General features: G+C 74.3%; 12 protein-coding genes. 8 read left to right on the forward strand and 4 right to left on the reverse strand.

Annotated elements, in window-relative coordinates:
- Nucleotides 1–230: 230 nt before the first annotated feature.
- The 4 genes from ACFV9T_RS17605 to ACFV9T_RS17620 all read left to right on the forward strand — a co-directional run bounded on the left by ACFV9T_RS17605 (nucleotide 231) and on the right by ACFV9T_RS17620 (nucleotide 3,226).
- Nucleotides 231–1,949 (forward strand): FAD-dependent monooxygenase, encoded by a 1,719-nt coding sequence (locus ACFV9T_RS17605; RefSeq protein ID WP_385441104.1) that lies wholly within the window; start codon nucleotides 231–233, stop codon nucleotides 1,947–1,949.
- Nucleotides 1,950–2,102: 153 nt separating this feature from the next.
- On the forward strand, nucleotides 2,103–2,192 hold the full coding sequence (locus tag ACFV9T_RS17610) for a putative leader peptide (protein ID WP_324618140.1): 90 nt from the start codon (nucleotides 2,103–2,105) through the stop codon (nucleotides 2,190–2,192).
- Between the two features lie 28 nt (nucleotides 2,193–2,220).
- Nucleotides 2,221–2,799, forward strand: a complete 579-nt coding sequence (locus tag ACFV9T_RS17615; protein ID WP_385441151.1) for a cysteine dioxygenase — start codon at nucleotides 2,221–2,223, stop codon at nucleotides 2,797–2,799.
- 4 nt (nucleotides 2,800–2,803) lie between these two features.
- Complete coding sequence (locus tag ACFV9T_RS17620; RefSeq protein ID WP_385441106.1) at nucleotides 2,804–3,226, forward strand: rhodanese-like domain-containing protein; 423 nt, start codon at nucleotides 2,804–2,806, stop codon at nucleotides 3,224–3,226.
- A 130-nt stretch (nucleotides 3,227–3,356) separates the two neighbouring features.
- Here ACFV9T_RS17620 and recX read toward each other — a convergent pair whose 3' ends face one another.
- From recX to ACFV9T_RS17640, 4 genes are all read right to left on the reverse strand, one after another.
- On the reverse strand, nucleotides 3,357–3,968 hold the full coding sequence (gene recX / locus ACFV9T_RS17625) for a recombination regulator RecX (protein WP_385441108.1): 612 nt from the start codon (nucleotides 3,966–3,968) through the stop codon (nucleotides 3,357–3,359).
- A gap of 3 nt (nucleotides 3,969–3,971) precedes the next feature.
- Entirely contained in the window at nucleotides 3,972–5,102 is a 1,131-nt protein-coding gene (gene recA, locus ACFV9T_RS17630) for a recombinase RecA (RefSeq protein ID WP_385441111.1), read from the reverse strand.
- 137 nt (nucleotides 5,103–5,239) lie between these two features.
- Nucleotides 5,240–6,445: an AI-2E family transporter gene (locus tag ACFV9T_RS17635; protein ID WP_385441112.1), complete on the reverse strand. Its 1,206-nt coding sequence runs from the start codon at nucleotides 6,443–6,445 to the stop codon at nucleotides 5,240–5,242.
- A 90-nt stretch (nucleotides 6,446–6,535) separates the two neighbouring features.
- Nucleotides 6,536–6,730, reverse strand: coding sequence for a DUF3046 domain-containing protein (locus ACFV9T_RS17640; protein WP_385441114.1), 195 nt, complete (start codon nucleotides 6,728–6,730; stop codon nucleotides 6,536–6,538).
- Nucleotides 6,731–6,809: 79 nt separating this feature from the next.
- Between ACFV9T_RS17640 and ACFV9T_RS17645 the strand changes: the two genes are divergently transcribed.
- From ACFV9T_RS17645 to ACFV9T_RS17660, 4 genes are all read left to right on the forward strand, one after another.
- Complete coding sequence (locus ACFV9T_RS17645) at nucleotides 6,810–7,766, forward strand: hypothetical protein (RefSeq protein ID WP_385441117.1); 957 nt, start codon at nucleotides 6,810–6,812, stop codon at nucleotides 7,764–7,766.
- 62 nt (nucleotides 7,767–7,828) lie between these two features.
- Nucleotides 7,829–12,502: an ATP-dependent helicase gene (locus tag ACFV9T_RS17650; protein WP_385441119.1), complete on the forward strand. Its 4,674-nt coding sequence runs from the start codon at nucleotides 7,829–7,831 to the stop codon at nucleotides 12,500–12,502.
- 10 nt (nucleotides 12,503–12,512) lie between these two features.
- On the forward strand, nucleotides 12,513–13,331 hold the full coding sequence (locus ACFV9T_RS17655; RefSeq protein ID WP_385441120.1) for an Fpg/Nei family DNA glycosylase: 819 nt from the start codon (nucleotides 12,513–12,515) through the stop codon (nucleotides 13,329–13,331).
- Nucleotides 13,332–13,367: 36 nt separating this feature from the next.
- Nucleotides 13,368–14,156, forward strand: coding sequence for an SDR family NAD(P)-dependent oxidoreductase (locus ACFV9T_RS17660; protein ID WP_385441121.1), 789 nt, complete (start codon nucleotides 13,368–13,370; stop codon nucleotides 14,154–14,156).
- The last annotated feature ends 319 nt before the right edge of the window (nucleotides 14,157–14,475 follow it).

The following is a 14,475-nucleotide window of genomic DNA, read 5'->3' on the forward strand; positions in this document are numbered from 1 at the left end:
GGGCCCGCCCCCCCGCGCCTGCGGGGGCCCCCGCCCCCGCGGCACCACCCGGCCGTTACCCCGGGCTGTGCCACGCGGGCCCTGGGGGGGGGGGGGGGGCGCCCCACCGCCCGTCGCCGCTTGACGCGGGCACTCGCAGTCGGTTGCATGCTTTCTGTGATCGCTCACCGGGTTTCAACTGCCAGTTTCCGTACGTCACGTACGCCCCACAGGGCCATGGGAACCGCGCCGTGGACCCGGTGATCGTCGCCGGGGCGGGCCCGGTCGGGCTCACCCTGGCCCTCGCCCTCGCCCGTCTGGACGTCCCCGTCGTGCTGCTCGACGAGACCACCGGGGGCGACGAGCCGCGCCTGGCCCGTACTGCCGTGCTGCGCCCGGACACCGCCGCCCTGCTGGAGCGGCTCGGCTGCCGGGCCACGGCCGGCGCGCGGCCGTGGACGGGGTGGCGCACGATGCGCAGGCGCCAGCTCGTCCGGCACGTACCCCTGGAGCCCGGCCCGCTCTTCGGCGCCCCTCCCCCGGCGGCGCACGCCCCCGGGAACGGCGACCTGCGGGACGGCGACGATTCCGAAGCGCCGGTCTCCTCGCCGCTGCATCTGCCCCAGCACGAGCTGACCCGGGCGCTGCGGGCGGCGCTGGCCGCCATCGGCGACGAGGACCTCGTACGGATCGTCCCCGGCACCCGGATCGAGACCGTGGAGCAGGACGCGCGCGGGGTGAGCGTACGGACCCGGGGCGCCCAGGCCACCTGGTGGCGCGGCAGCCATCTGGTCGGCTGCGACGGCCCCCGGTCCACCGTCCGCAAGCAGCTGGGCGTGCGCTTCCCCGGCCGTACGGCGGTGGAACGGCACGCCGTCGCCGCCCTGCGCGCCGAGCTGCCCTGGCCCGGCGAGGCCGTCCTGCACCGCTCACCGCCGTGGCGCAGCATCGACGCGGAGGTGACCGCCCGGCCGCTGCCGCACGGCGTCTGGCGGATCGACTGGCTGCTCCCGCCGGGCCGTGACCTCGTCACCCCGGACGCCCTGATGGTCCGGGTGCGCGACACCCTCGCGGGGTGGTGCGAGGAGACCGCGATCCCCTACGAGCTTCTGGACACCGGCGTGCACACCGTGCACCACCGGCTCGCCCGGCGCTGGCGCGTGGGCCGCGCCTTCCTCGCCGGGGACGCCGCCCATCTGCATGGCGCCCTGGGCACCCAGGGGCTCGAAGAAGGGCTGCGGGACGTCGGCAATCTGGCCTGGAAGCTGTCCCTGGCCTGGCACCACGGCGCCTCCGACGCCCTGCTCGACAGTTATCAGGCGGAGCGGCGGACGGCCGTCGCCGCGCGGCTGCGCACCGCTGACCAGGCGCTGCCGCTGGTCCGGGCGGCCGGGGGGTGGCGCGCGGTACGGCGCACGGTGCTGCCCGGGGGCACGCGCGGCCATGACGCGCTGCTCACCGACGGTCACCTCGGCCACGGTCCGCTGGGTGCGCCCCCCGTCTACAACCGCTCGCCGCTGACCCCCGCGGCGCCGCCGGAGGGCTCCGTCACGGTGGGCACGCCGACCGGGGCGCCGGTGGCCGATGTCCGCGTGACCGCGCCGGACGGTGCGGTGGTGCGGCTGCGGGAGCGGCTGGGCCGGGAGCTGCTGGTGGTGCTGGTCGCCCCGGGCACCGGGGTGTGGGACCGCCGCCACTGGATGCGCGCCGGGCTGATGCCCCGGCTGGCGGCGGCCGTCTCGGCCCTGCCCATGCGTACGGAACTGCTGGTCGCCGAGGAGTACCCGGGGGCTCCGGCCCATACGGTGCTGCTGGTGCGGCCGGACGGTCACCTCGCCGCGGCGCTGTCCGGCGTACGGCCCGCCGAACTGTACGCGTGCGCGGACGCGGCGCGGGGCGGGGACACCGCCCGGGGCGCGGACACCGAGCAGCGAGAACAGCGGGACGCAGAGGCCACGGCACGCCGGTAGTCACGCCGGGCGTACAGCACGCCGGGAGTGAGGCGTCTGTCACGCGCCCCCGCGCCCTTCATGGCGCTGACGTCGTATGCCGGTATCGGAGCCGCCCGGGACCGCACCCGGGACGATTGACCTCCCTGTCCGGCTCATGCTTCACTGCGGAGCGTGACTGACACCGGCCTGCCTCGCTTCTGGCGGAGGGTCCATCTGGACCTCCTCCGCTACGCGGGCTGCGTGTGTCGTCCGTCCTGTTGATCCGACTTTCCTCCCGCGTGGCATGGCCATGCTCCTTTCGCGATCACCCAGGACGGTTCCCGTGTCCGACGTTTCTCTTTCCACTCCGGTGCGCGTCTCCCCCGCTGACGCCTCGCCGCCCAGCGCGGCCGATCTGCTGGACTTCGTCAGCCGTACCGCCGCCGACGCCGAACTCGTCGCCTCGCTCCCGCTCGATCCCGAGGGCCGCACCTGGCTGCGGCTTGACGGCCCGGGCGGCAGCGAGGCGTGGCTGATCGCCTGGCCGCCCGGCACCGGCACCGGCTGGCACGACCACGGCGGTTCGCACGGGGCGTTCGTGACGGCGTCCGGTGAGCTGAACGAACAGTCGCTGGCCGTCCGCCTGCCCACCGAGGGCTGGAAGACCCTCGAACTGGCCGAGGGCGTGGACCGCGAACGGCGGCTGTCCGCCGGGCGGGGCCGGGCCTTCGGAACGCACCATGTCCACGAGGTCATCAACCCGTCGTCGGAGCGGCACGCGGTGTCGGTGCACGCCTACTATCCGCCGCTGCCGCTGATGCGGCGCTACAGCCGCACCGGCCAGGTGCTGCGGCTGGAGCAGGTCGAGCGGCCGCAGGAATGGGAGTAGAGCGATGAGCGCGGCGCACCCTGAGAACACGGCGAATACGGCGAATACGGCGAACCGGAGCGTGGACGAGCTGCTGGCCGAGGCGCGCCAGGGGCTGGCCCGGGTCGGCCCCGAGGAGGCCGCTGCCGTGCAGTCCGCGGGCGGGTTGCTGGTGGACATCCGGTACGCGGCGCTGCGGGAGCGCGACGGCACCATCCCGGGGGCGCTGATCGTCGAGCGGAACGAGCTGGAGTGGCGGCTCGACCCGCAGTGCGACCACCGGCTGCCCGAGGCCACCCACCACGATCTGCCGGTCGTGGTGGTGTGCAACGAGGGCTACGCCTCCAGCTTCGCGGCGGTCTCGCTGCGCCAGCTCGGCCTGGCGCGGGCGACCGACCTCGTCGGCGGCTTCCAGGCCTGGCGGGCCGCCGGTCTCCCGGTGCGCTGATCTTCCCGGTGCACTGACCGGTGCACTGACATCCCGGCCGCTGGATCCCTCCCGACGCGCTGACCCGAGCGGCCGGACCGCCCCCGTGCGACCGGCCCCCGCACCGGCCCGGGCCCTGCGGCCCGCAGCGTCAGACGTCGGGCAGATGGTGCTCCAGCAGCTCCGGGTCCTCGCCCTCCTCCTCCAGCGCGCGCCGCACCACCCGGACAGCCAGGCCCTCGGGATACCCCTTGCGGGCGAGCATCCCGGCGAGGCGGCGCAGCCGCTTCTCCCGGTCGAGGCCGCGGGTGGTGCGCAGCTTGCGCTCGACCAGTTCGCGGGCGGTCCGCTCCTCCTGGTCGGCGTCGAGCTGCCCCACGGCATCGGCGATCAGCGTGGAGTCGACGCCCTTGGTGCGCAGCTCACGGGCGAGCGCGCGACGGGCCAGGCCCCGGCTGTGGTGCCGGGACTCCACCCAGGCGCCCGCGAACGCCGCGTCGTCGATCAGCCCGACGTCCTCGAAGCGGGACAGCACTTCCTGCGCCGCCTCGTCGGGGATGCCGCGGGTGCGCAGGGCGTCCGCGAGCTGCTTACGGGTCCGCGGGGTCCCGGTGAGCAGGCGCAGGCAGATCGCCCGCGCCTGCTCCTCCGGGCCGAGCGGCGTCCCCTGCTCGGCCCTCGACGAGGAGGGGGCGCCGCGATCCGGACGGTCCGGGGGCTCCGGACGGTCCGGGCCGTCCTGCCAGTCGGTCCGCCGTGTCATGGATCAGCTCTTCGCTGTGGCGGTCTTGGCCGCCTTGGCCCCGGACTTGGCCGCCGCGGCCGCCGCGGGCTTCGCCGGTGCGGCGTCGGGCGTGGCACCCGCCGCGTCCGGGCCGGGCTCGGCGGCCGGGTCCGCGGGCTTCACACCGATGCCGAGCTTCTCCTTGATCTTCTTCTCGATCTCATTGGCGAGATCGGGGTTGTCCTTCAGGAAGTTGCGGGCGTTCTCCTTGCCCTGGCCGAGCTGGTCGCCCTCGTAGGTGTACCAGGCACCGGACTTGCGGACGAAGCCGTGCTCGACGCCCATGTCGATCAGACCACCCTCGCGGCTGATGCCCTGGCCGTAGAGGATGTCGAACTCGGCCTGCTTGAAGGGCGGCGCGACCTTGTTCTTGACGACCTTGCAACGGGTGCGGTTGCCGACCGCGTCCGTACCGTCCTTGAGGGTCTCGATGCGACGGATGTCGATGCGGACCGAGGCGTAGAACTTCAGGGCCCGGCCACCGGTCGTCGTCTCCGGGGAGCCGAACATGACGCCGATCTTCTCGCGCAGCTGGTTGATGAAGATCGCGGTGGTCTTGGACTGGTTCAGCGCGCTGGTGATCTTGCGGAGCGCCTGGCTCATCAGCCGGGCCTGGAGACCGACGTGGGAGTCGCCCATCTCACCCTCGATCTCCGCGCGCGGCACCAGGGCGGCGACGGAGTCGATGACGATGAGGTCGAGAGCGCCGGAGCGGACCAGCATGTCGGTGATCTCGAGCGCCTGCTCGCCGTTGTCCGGCTGGGACAGGATCAGCGAGTCCGTGTCCACGCCCAGCTTCTGCGCGTAGTCGGGGTCGAGCGCGTGCTCCGCGTCCACGAAGGCCACGGCACCGCCCGCGCGCTGGGCGTTGGCCACCGCGTGGAGGGTCAGGGTCGTCTTACCGGAGGACTCCGGGCCGTAGACCTCCACCACACGGCCACGCGGAATGCCGCCCACGCCGAGGGCGACGTCAAGAGCGGTCGACCCGGTGGGGATGACCTCGATGGGGTCGTTCGGCCGGTCGCCCATGCGCATCACGGCGCCTTTACCGAACTGCCGTTCAATCTGTGCGAGCGCGGCGTCGAGCGCCTTCTCGCGGTCGTTTCCTGCCATGGGTTCCACCCGGTTTGCTTGAGTCGATCGCTTCACGTCCATGACGCTAGCGCCTGCCACTGACAAGCGGCCCGGACGTGCTCGGCCTGTGGATAACCGGGCCGGACCTCCATCAGAATGGATGTTCGATTTTTGTGTCAACTGCGCCGGGACAGCGCGTGTCGCATGCGCGCCAGCGCGGAGGCGCCGCGCCGCCGCGTCCGCCCGTGCATCCGCGGATCGTCCGTCACGTCGTAGCGCTTGATGTACGCGCCGAGGAACGCCTGCAGCGTCGCGGTCGCCGGGATCGCGATCAGCGCCCCCACCGCGCCGAGCAGCGCGGTGCCCGCGATCACCGACCCGAAGGAGACGGCGGGGTGGATGTCCACGGTCCGCGACGTGATCCTCGGCTGCAGAAGATAGTTCTCGAACTGCTGGTAGACCACGACGAAGACCAGCACCCAGATCGCGTACCAGGGGTTGATGGTGAAGGCGATCAGCATCGGCAGCGCGCCCGCCAGATACGTGCCGATGGTCGGGATGAACTGCGAGATCAGCCCCACCCAGACGGCCAGCGCCGGGGCGTAGGGCACGCCCAGGCTCTCCAGCAGGATGTAGTGCGCGACACCGGAGATCAGCGCCATCAGCCCGCGCGAGTAGATGTAGCCGCCGGTCTTGGCGACAGCGATCTCCCAGGCCCGCAGCACCTCGGTCTGCCGGTTCGGCGGCAGGACGGAGCACAGCGCGCGGCGCAGCCGGGGGCCGTCCGCGGCGAAGTAGAAGGCGAACAGCGTCACCGTGAGGAGCCTGAACAGCCCGCCGAGCACCTGCGCGGAGACGTCCAGCACATTGTCGGCGCTGTTCTTCACATAGCTCTGCAGCCAGTCCGAGTGGAGCAGGCTGTCCTGGATCTCCAGCCGCGACAGCCGGGTGTGGAACGTGTCGTTGATCCAGCTGACCACCTGATCGAGGTACTTCGGGAAGTCCTCGACCATGGTCATGATCTGGTCGGCCAGCATCGAGCCGAGCAGGGTGAAGAAGCCCGCGGCGACGACGAGGATGCCGAGGAAGACGATTCCGGTGGCCAGACCCCGGCGGACGCCGCGCGCGGCCATGCGGTCCACGGCCGGTTCGATCGCGAGCGCCAGGAAGAACGCGATCAGGACGTTGAGCAGCAGCCCGGTCAGCTGATCGAAGGCCCAGGTGGCAAGCCGGTAACAGGCCACCAGGGCGAGGGCGAGCACCATGGCGCGGGGCAGCCAGCGCGGCATGCGCACGGGCTCCGCGGGCGCGTCCTTGGGGGCCTGTGCTGTGGTCGGGACGCCGTCGGCGTCGGGGGAGAGGGTCTCTTCGGTCGGGGCCACCCGGCAAGTGTGGCGTACACCCGTCAAAAAAATCCGGCCACCCCAGGAGTCCGACTTTCCTCACACCTCCCGGCCCGCGCCCAGCCAGTGTCAGCGCTTCTCGGAAGGGATCTCCATCGCGGCACACACTCCGCGCCAGATGTCTTTGGCGTCCCATCCCGCGGCGAGCGCTTGGTGGACGGTCCGGCCGCCGAGCTGGGACATCACATGATCGCGCGCGAAGGAGTCGGCGTACGTCTCGCCGAAGTAATCCGTCATCCGCTGCCAGAAGACCGTCAACCGCATGCGCCCAGTATCGCGCTCCCGGGGTGCACCGGGGCGTGAGCCCCCTTCCGCAGGCGTTTCCCGCCCTACGGTCTGTCCCATGGATCGATCCGCAGCAGTCCCCTCCTCCCAGCCCACCCCGCCCGCGCCCGCCTCGCCGCTCGCGCGCGCCGCGCGGTTCGTGTGGCTGACGGCACGCGTGCTCGAGCAGCGCCGGTTCGCGTATCACTTCCAGGACGCCGACGCCGAGCCGGTGGAGACCGCGCTCGCCGCGTACCTGGGCGCCGACGGGGGCTACGGCCACGCCCTGGAGCCGGATCTGCGCGGTCCGGTGAGCCAGCCACAGCACGTCGTGCACGCCCTGCGGGTGCTCGACGGGATCGGCCGCTGCGGCGGGCAGCGGGTGGAGCGGCTGTGCCGCTATCTGACCGCGATCTCCACCCGGGACGGCGCGCTGCCCGCGTGCCTCCCGTCACTGCGCGACTACCCGGCCGCCCCCTGGATCCGGCCGCCGGACCATCCGCGCGGCGATCTGCTGACCACCGGGCCGGTGGTGGGGCTGCTGCACCGCAACGAGGTGTGGCACGCCTGGCTGTTCCGGGCCACCGACTTCTGCTGGGCGGCGGTGACGGCGCTGGAGGACGGCGCCCCGGCGCGGCCGTACGAGGTGGGAGCGGCCATCGCCTTCCTGGACGGCGCGCCGGACCGGGCGCGCGCCGAGGAGGTGGCCGAGCGGCTGGGCCGCCGGGTGCGGGAGCGGCGGCTGGTGGTGCTGGACCCCGAGCATGCCGAGGACGGCCCCCTGCCGCCCGGCCACGGCCCCGGCGAGCACACCTTCGTGTACGACCTCGCCCGTACGCCCGGCTCGCTGGCCCGCCGCTGGTTCACCGACGCCGAGGTGGAGCGCTCGCTGGACTTCCTGGCGGACGCGCAGCGGGAGGACGGCGGCTGGCCCGCCCGGCGGCGGACCTGGACCCCGGGGGCGGCGCTGGAGTGGCGGCCGCTGGTGACCGTGGAGGCGCTGCTCACCCTGCGTGCCTACGGCCGGGCGATCTAGAGGGTGCCGCGCTGACCTGCGCGGACGGCCCGTTGTCAGTGGGGCGGTGCACGATGGGGGGCATGGCACGGTCGGCGCTGCACGCATTCTCCCCGGCCACCCGCGGGTGGTTCACCGGTGCCTTCACCGCGCCCACGGCCGCGCAAGAGGGGGCGTGGCGGGCGATCGGCGAGGGCTCGGATGTGCTGGTGGTCGCCCCCACCGGCTCCGGCAAGACGCTGGCCGCGTTCCTCGCTGCGCTGGACCGGCTGGCCGCCGAGCCGCCGCCCGCCGAGCCTCGCAAGCGCTGCCGGGTGCTGTACGTGTCGCCGCTGAAGGCCTTGGCGGTGGATGTGGAGCGCAACCTGCGCAGTCCGCTCACCGGCATGCGGCAGGAGTCGGTGCGGCTCGGCCTGCCCGAGCCGGACATCCGGGTCGGCATCCGCTCCGGCGACACCCCGGCCGCCGAGCGCCGCGCCCTGGCCACCCGCCCGCCGGACATCCTCATCACCACGCCCGAATCGCTGTTCCTGATGCTCACCTCCGCCACCCGGGAGGCGCTGCGCGGGGTGGAGACGGTGATCCTGGACGAGGTGCACGCCGTCGCGGGGACGAAGCGCGGCGCGCATCTCGCCCTCTCCCTGGAGCGGCTGGACGAGCTGCTGGACCGGCCCGCCCGGCGGATCGGCCTGTCCGCGACGGTGCGCCCGGTGGACGAGGTGGCGCGCTATCTGTCGCCGCGGCGCGCGGTGGAGATCGTCCAGCCGCCCTCGGGCAAGGAGTTCGACCTGTCGGTGGTCGTCCCCGTGGAGGATCTGGGGGAGCTGGGCGGCTCCCCGGCGCAGGACGGGCAGCCGGGCGAGAAGCCGTCGATCTGGCCGCATGTGGAGGAGCGGATCGCCGATCTCGTCCAGGCGCACCGGTCCACGATCGTCTTCGCCAACTCCCGCCGCCTGGCCGAGCGGCTGTGCAACCGGCTCAACGAGATCGCGTACGAGCGGACCACCGGTGAGGCGCTGCCCGAGGACCACTCCCCCGCCGAGCTGATGGCCGAGGCCGGTGCCGCCCGTGGCGCACCCGCGCTGCTCGCCCGCGCCCACCACGGCTCGGTGTCCAAGGAGCAGCGGGCCCTGGTCGAGGAGGACCTGAAGGCGGGGCGGCTGCCCGCCGTCGTCGCCACCTCCAGCCTGGAGCTGGGCATCGACATGGGCGCGGTGGACCTGGTCGTGCAGGTCGAGTCGCCGCCCTCGGTGGCCTCCGGGCTGCAGCGGGTGGGGCGGGCGGGCCACCAGGTGGGCGCGGTGTCCACGGGTGTGGTGTTCCCCAAGTACCGCGGCGATCTGGTGCAGGCGGCGGTGGTCACCGAGCGGATGCGGGAGGGGGCCATCGAGTCGCTGCGGGTGCCCGCGAACCCGCTGGACGTGCTCGCCCAGCAGCTCATCGCCATGACGGCCATGGACAGCTGGGACGTTGAGGAGTTGCTGGCCCTGGTCCGCCGTGCCGCCCCGTTCGCCTCGCTCCCGGAGTCGGCGTACACCTCGGTCCTCGACATGCTCGCGGGCCGCTATCCGTCCGACGCGTTCGCCGAGCTGCGGCCGCGCCTGGTGTGGGACCGGGTCGCCCGGACGGTCACGGGGCGGCCGGGGGCGCAGCGGCTCGCGGTGACCTCCGGCGGCACCATCCCCGACCGCGGGCTGTTCGGCGTCTTCCTGGCGGGCGCGGACCCGAAGAAGGGCGGCGGCAGGGTCGGGGAGCTGGACGAGGAGATGGTCTACGAGTCGCGGGTGGGCGATGTGTTCACCCTCGGCACCACGTCCTGGCGGATCGAGGACATCACCCGCGACCGCGTCCTGGTCTCCCCCGCCCCCGGCGTCCCCGGGCGGCTCCCCTTCTGGAAGGGCGACCAGCTCGGCCGCCCGCTCGAACTGGGCCGGGCGCTGGGCGCGTTCCTGCGGGAGGTCGGCGCCCTCGCCCCCGAGAAGGCCCGCGCGCGGCTGCTGGCCGCCGGGCTCGACGCCTGGGCCGCCGACAACGTGCTCGCGTACCTCGGCGAGCAGCGCGAGGCCTGCGGCCATGTGCCGGACGACCGGACGATCGTGGTGGAGCGCTTCCGTGACGAGCTGGGCGACTGGCGCGTGGTGGTCCACTCCCCCTTCGGGGCGCAGGTCCACGCCCCGTGGGCGCTGGCGCTCGGCGCTCGGCTCGCCGAGCGGTACGGCATGGACGCTCAGGTGATGCACGCGGACGACGGCATCGTGCTGCGGCTGCCCGACGCGGACCTCATGGGCCTCGACCTGCTCGACGCGGATCCGATGCGGCAGGGCACCGAGTACGACGGCGAGCAGTCCCCCATCGGGGCGGCCGATGTCGCCTTCGACCAGGGCGAGGTGTCCCAGATCGTCACCGACCAGGTCGGCGGCTCGGCCCTGTTCGCCTCCCGGTTCCGCGAATGCGCCGCCCGCGCCCTGCTGTTGCCCCGCCGCGATCCCGGCAAGCGCACCCCGCTGTGGCAGCAGCGTCAGCGCGCCGCCCAGCTCCTCCAGGTGGCGAGCGAGTTCGGTTCGTTCCCGATCGTGCTGGAAGCCGTCCGCGAATGCCTCCAGGACGTCTTCGACGTGCCCGGCCTCACCGAGCTGATGGGCGACCTGGAGGCCCGGCGGGTGCGGCTGGTGGAGGTGACCACCCCGGAGCCGTCCCCCTTCGCCCGCTCGCTGCTCTTCGGCTACGTGGCGCAGTTCCTGTACGAGGGCGACTCGCCGCTGGCCGAGCGCCGCGCCGCGGCCCTCTCCCTGGACTCCCGGCTGCTGGCCGAGCTGCTGGGCCAGGCCGAGCTGCGCGAGCTGCTGGACGCCGACGTCCTGGACGAGCTGGAGCGCGAGCTGCAGTGGCTCAGCGAGGACCGCCGGGTCAAGGACGCCGAGGGCGCCGCCGATCTGCTGCGACTGCTCGGCCCGCTCACCGGAGCCGAGCTGACCGCGCGGGGCGCCGACCCGGCGTGGGCGGCCGAGCTGGAGCGGGCCCGGCGCGCCATCCGGGTCCGTATCGCGGGCGAGGAGCACTGGGCGGCCGTCGAGGACGCGGGGCGGCTGCGCGACGCGCTGGGCACGGCGCTGCCGGTCGGCGTCCCCGAGGCGTTCACCGAGCCGGTGGGCGACCCGCTCGGCGATCTGCTGGCCCGCTTCGCCCGCACCCACGGCCCGTTCACCTCCGCCGAGGCGGCCACCCGGCTGGGTCTTGGCACGGCCGTCACCGATGGCGCGCTGCAGCGCCTGGCCGCGAGCGGCCGCGTCGTCCAGGGTGAGTTCCATCCGACGGGTACCGCACACGAATGGTGCGACGCCGCCGTGCTGCGCAGGCTGCGCCGCCGCTCGCTGGCCGCGCTGCGCCAGGAGCTGGAGCCCGTACCGCCTCCGGCGCTCGCCGCCTTCCTGCCCCAGTGGCAGCATCTGGGCACCCACAGCCTGCGGGGCATCGACGGGCTGGTGCGCGCCGTCGAGCAGCTCCAGGGCGCACCGGTCCCGGCGTCCGCCCTGGAGAAGCTCGTCCTGCCCTCCCGGGTCGGCGACTACAGCCCGACGATGCTCGACGAGCTGACCGCCGCCGGTGAGGTCGTCTGGGCCGGAGCGGGCGCGCTGCCCGGCAAGGACGGCTGGGTCAGCCTCCATCTCGCCGAGACCGCGCCGCTGCTCCTGCACACCCCGCACCCCTTCGAGGCGGGCCCGCTCCACCAGGCCGTGCTGGACGCGCTGGACGGGGGCTTCGGCCTGTTCTTCCGGCAGATCGCCGAGCAGGTCCGGGCCGCCGGTCAGGAGTTCCAGGACGCCCAGCTCGCCGAGGCCATCTGGGATCTGGCCTGGTCCGGGCGGCTCACCGGCGACACCCTGGCCCCGCTGCGCGCCCTGCTGGGCTCGGGCCGCACCGCGGGCGCCACCGCCCACCGCGCCAAGCGCTCGGTCCCCCGGGGCCGGTACGGCACGCTGACGGGGCGCACCGGCCGCCCCACCGCCTCGCGCAGCGGACCGCCGACCGTCGCCGGGCGCTGGTCGCTGCTGCCGGAGCGCGAGCCCGATCCCACCCACCGCGCGCACGCCCTGGCACGCACCCTGCTGGACCGGCACGGCGTGGTCACCCGTGGGGCGGTCGCCGCCGAGGGCGTCGAGGGCGGCTTCTCCGCCGCGTACCGGGTGCTGTCCGCCTTCGAGGAGACCGGTCAGGCACGCCGCGGCTATGTGGTGGAGGGTCTGGGCGCCGCGCAGTTCGCGATGGACGGCGCGGTCGACCGGCTGCGCGCGGTCAGCACGGCGCGCGACCGGGCGGCGGGCGCGGCGGCCTTCGGCGGCGGTCCGCCGGGGCAGTCGTCCCCGCGCACCACCGTCCTCGCCGCCGCCGATCCGGCGAACGCGTACGGCGCGGCCCTCCCCTGGCCCGATCCGCCCGCTGGGGCGAACCACCGGCCGGGCCGCAAGGCGGGCGCGCTGGTGGTGCTGGCCGACGGCGAGCTGGCCCTCTACATGGAGCGCGGCGGCAAGACCCTGCTCGCCTGGCCCGTGGGCGAGGCCGAGGCGGTGTCCCCGGAGGACGACGCCCGGCTGCGTACGGCGGTGGAGGCCCTGGCCCAGTCCGCCCGCGCGGGCGCCCTCGGCTCGGTGACCGTCGAGCGGGTCAACGGCGCCGCGGCGCTGTCCGCGCCGATCGGCCGCGTCCTGGAGGCGGCGGGCTTCCACGCGACCCCGCGCGGCCTGCGGCTGCGTCCCTGAGGGGGCGGAGATGCCCGAGGGAGACACCGTCTGGCAGACGGCCCGGCGCCTCGACGACGCGCTGGCGGGCCCGCCGCTCACCGGCTGCGACCTGCGGGTGCCCCGGCTGGCCACGGTCGACCTCACCGGCCGCCGGGTCCTGGAGGTGGTCGCGCGCGGCAAGCATCTGCTGACCCGGGTGGAGGGCGGGCTGACCCTCCACTCCCATCTGCGGATGGACGGCGCGTGGCTGGTGTACGGCCATGGCGAGCGCTGGCGCGGCGGCCCGCACCACCAGATCCGCGCCGTCCTGGCCACGGCCGAGCGCACCGCCGTGGGCTACCGCCTTCCGGTCCTGGAGCTGATGCGCACCGCGGACGAGGACCGTGCGGTGGGCCACCTCGGGCCCGATCTCCTCGGCCCGGACTGGGATCCGGACGAGGCGCTGCGGCGGCTGCTCGCCGATCCGTCCCGGCCGGTGGGCGAGGCGCTGCTGGATCAGCGCAACCTGGCCGGGATCGGCAATGTGTACAAGTGCGAGCTGTGCTTCGTGCTGCGGATCTCTCCCTGGCTGCCGATCGGCCGCGTCCCGTCCCCCGAGCGCCTGGTGGCCCTCGCCCACCGGCTGCTGGAGGCCAACCGGACGCGCCGGGCCCGGGTCACCACGGCGCACGACCGCCCCGACCGGCGGCTGTGGGTGTACGGCCGCGCGGGGCGGCCCTGTCCGCGCTGCGGTACGCCGGTGCGCGCCACGGACCAGGGGCGTGCGGGGCAGGAGCGCACGACCTTCTGGTGCCCGGTGTGCCAGCCGGAGCCGCCGCCGTCCGGCCCGCCCGACCTGACCAACTAATTGACGGGTCGTCAGATTCGGTCGTACCGTCGGCTCATGGCCCTCACGGCGTACGACCTCACCGGCCGCACCGCCCTGGTCACCGGCGCCGCGAGCGGCATCGGCCGGGCCACCGCCGTCCTGCTGGCGGCGGCCGGGGCGATCGTGCACTGCGCCGATCTGGACGAGAAGGGCGCCCGGCGCACCGCGGAGCACATCACCGCAGACGGCGGCAGCGCCCACGCCCACCCGCTCGACGTCACCGACCGCGCCCAGGTCACGGCCGTCGTCTCCGCCGCCGCCACGGCGGCCAACCGCGCCGGGGGCCACCTCGCCGTCATGGCCGCCGTCGCCGGGACCATGCACAGCAGCCCGGTCCTGGAGACCGCGGAGGCCGATCTGGACCGGGTGCTGGCGGTCAACTTCAAGGGCGTGCTGTACGGCTGCCAGGAAGCGGCGCGCGCCATGATCGACCACGGCGCCGGAGGGTCCATCGTCACCATGGCTTCGGGCGCGATCGACTCCGGTACCCCCGGACTGCTGTGCTACGGCGTCGCCAAGGCCGCCGTGGTCCAGCTGACCCGGACCCTCGCCGCCGAGGTGGGACACCACGGCATCCGCGTCAACGCGGTCGCCCCCGGCTGGGTCCGTACGCCCATGACGCGGCGCGCCACCGCCGAGGAGCAGCGACGCGCCGAGGCACCCATGATCCGTCACGCACCGCTGGGGCGGGTGGGCGAGCCGGAGGACGTCGCCCACGCGGTCCTGTACCTGGCCTCGGACGCCTCCGCGTTCACGACCGGCCAGATCCTGCGCCCGAATGGCGGAGTCGCGATGCCCTGGTGAGCCGCTCGCGCACGCCCCCGCGCCGGGGCGAGGGACCGCAGTGCACGGGCAGCAGGCTCAGCCCCCAGCCGCCGATGGCGAACGCGCCCTCGACCGGTCCGGTCCCGTCCGGCTGTACCGCGAGCCGGAGCACGGACCACCACCACAGGCCGCCGAGAACGAGCGCGATCACCCATCGAACCGGCCTTCGGCGCAGGGTGCCGGCCCCTCCCACGGCTGCCATGCTGCCTCCTTCGGGCGACGCTAGCGGGCGACGCTAGACGCCTGTTCGCACGCGGCGGGAGGGCGCACAGGAGGCCCGTCAGCGCGTGTCGGACCC

It is taken from the genome of Streptomyces sp. NPDC059850 (assembly GCF_042731515.1).
Classification (GTDB): Bacteria; Actinomycetota; Actinomycetes; order Streptomycetales; family Streptomycetaceae; genus Streptomyces.

Bases quoted from the DNA above. Each gene is read 5' to 3' on its own strand.
- ACFV9T_RS17615 (WP_385441151.1), top strand. From the start codon at position 2,221: ATGCTCCTTTCGCGATCACCCAGGACGGTTCCCGTGTCCGACGTTTCT.
- ACFV9T_RS17620 (WP_385441106.1), top strand. From the start codon at position 2,804: ATGAGCGCGGCGCACCCTGAGAACACGGCGAATACGGCGAATACGGCG.
- recX (WP_385441108.1), bottom strand. From the start codon at position 3,968: ATGACACGGCGGACCGACTGGCAGGACGGCCCGGACCGTCCGGAGCCC.
- recA (WP_385441111.1), bottom strand. From the start codon at position 5,102: ATGGCAGGAAACGACCGCGAGAAGGCGCTCGACGCCGCGCTCGCACAG.
- ACFV9T_RS17640 (WP_385441114.1), bottom strand. From the start codon at position 6,730: ATGCGGTTGACGGTCTTCTGGCAGCGGATGACGGATTACTTCGGCGAG.
- ACFV9T_RS17645 (WP_385441117.1), top strand. From the start codon at position 6,810: ATGGATCGATCCGCAGCAGTCCCCTCCTCCCAGCCCACCCCGCCCGCG.
- ACFV9T_RS17650 (WP_385441119.1), top strand. From the start codon at position 7,829: ATGGCACGGTCGGCGCTGCACGCATTCTCCCCGGCCACCCGCGGGTGG.
- ACFV9T_RS17655 (WP_385441120.1), top strand. From the start codon at position 12,513: ATGCCCGAGGGAGACACCGTCTGGCAGACGGCCCGGCGCCTCGACGAC.
- ACFV9T_RS17660 (WP_385441121.1), top strand. From the start codon at position 13,368: ATGGCCCTCACGGCGTACGACCTCACCGGCCGCACCGCCCTGGTCACC.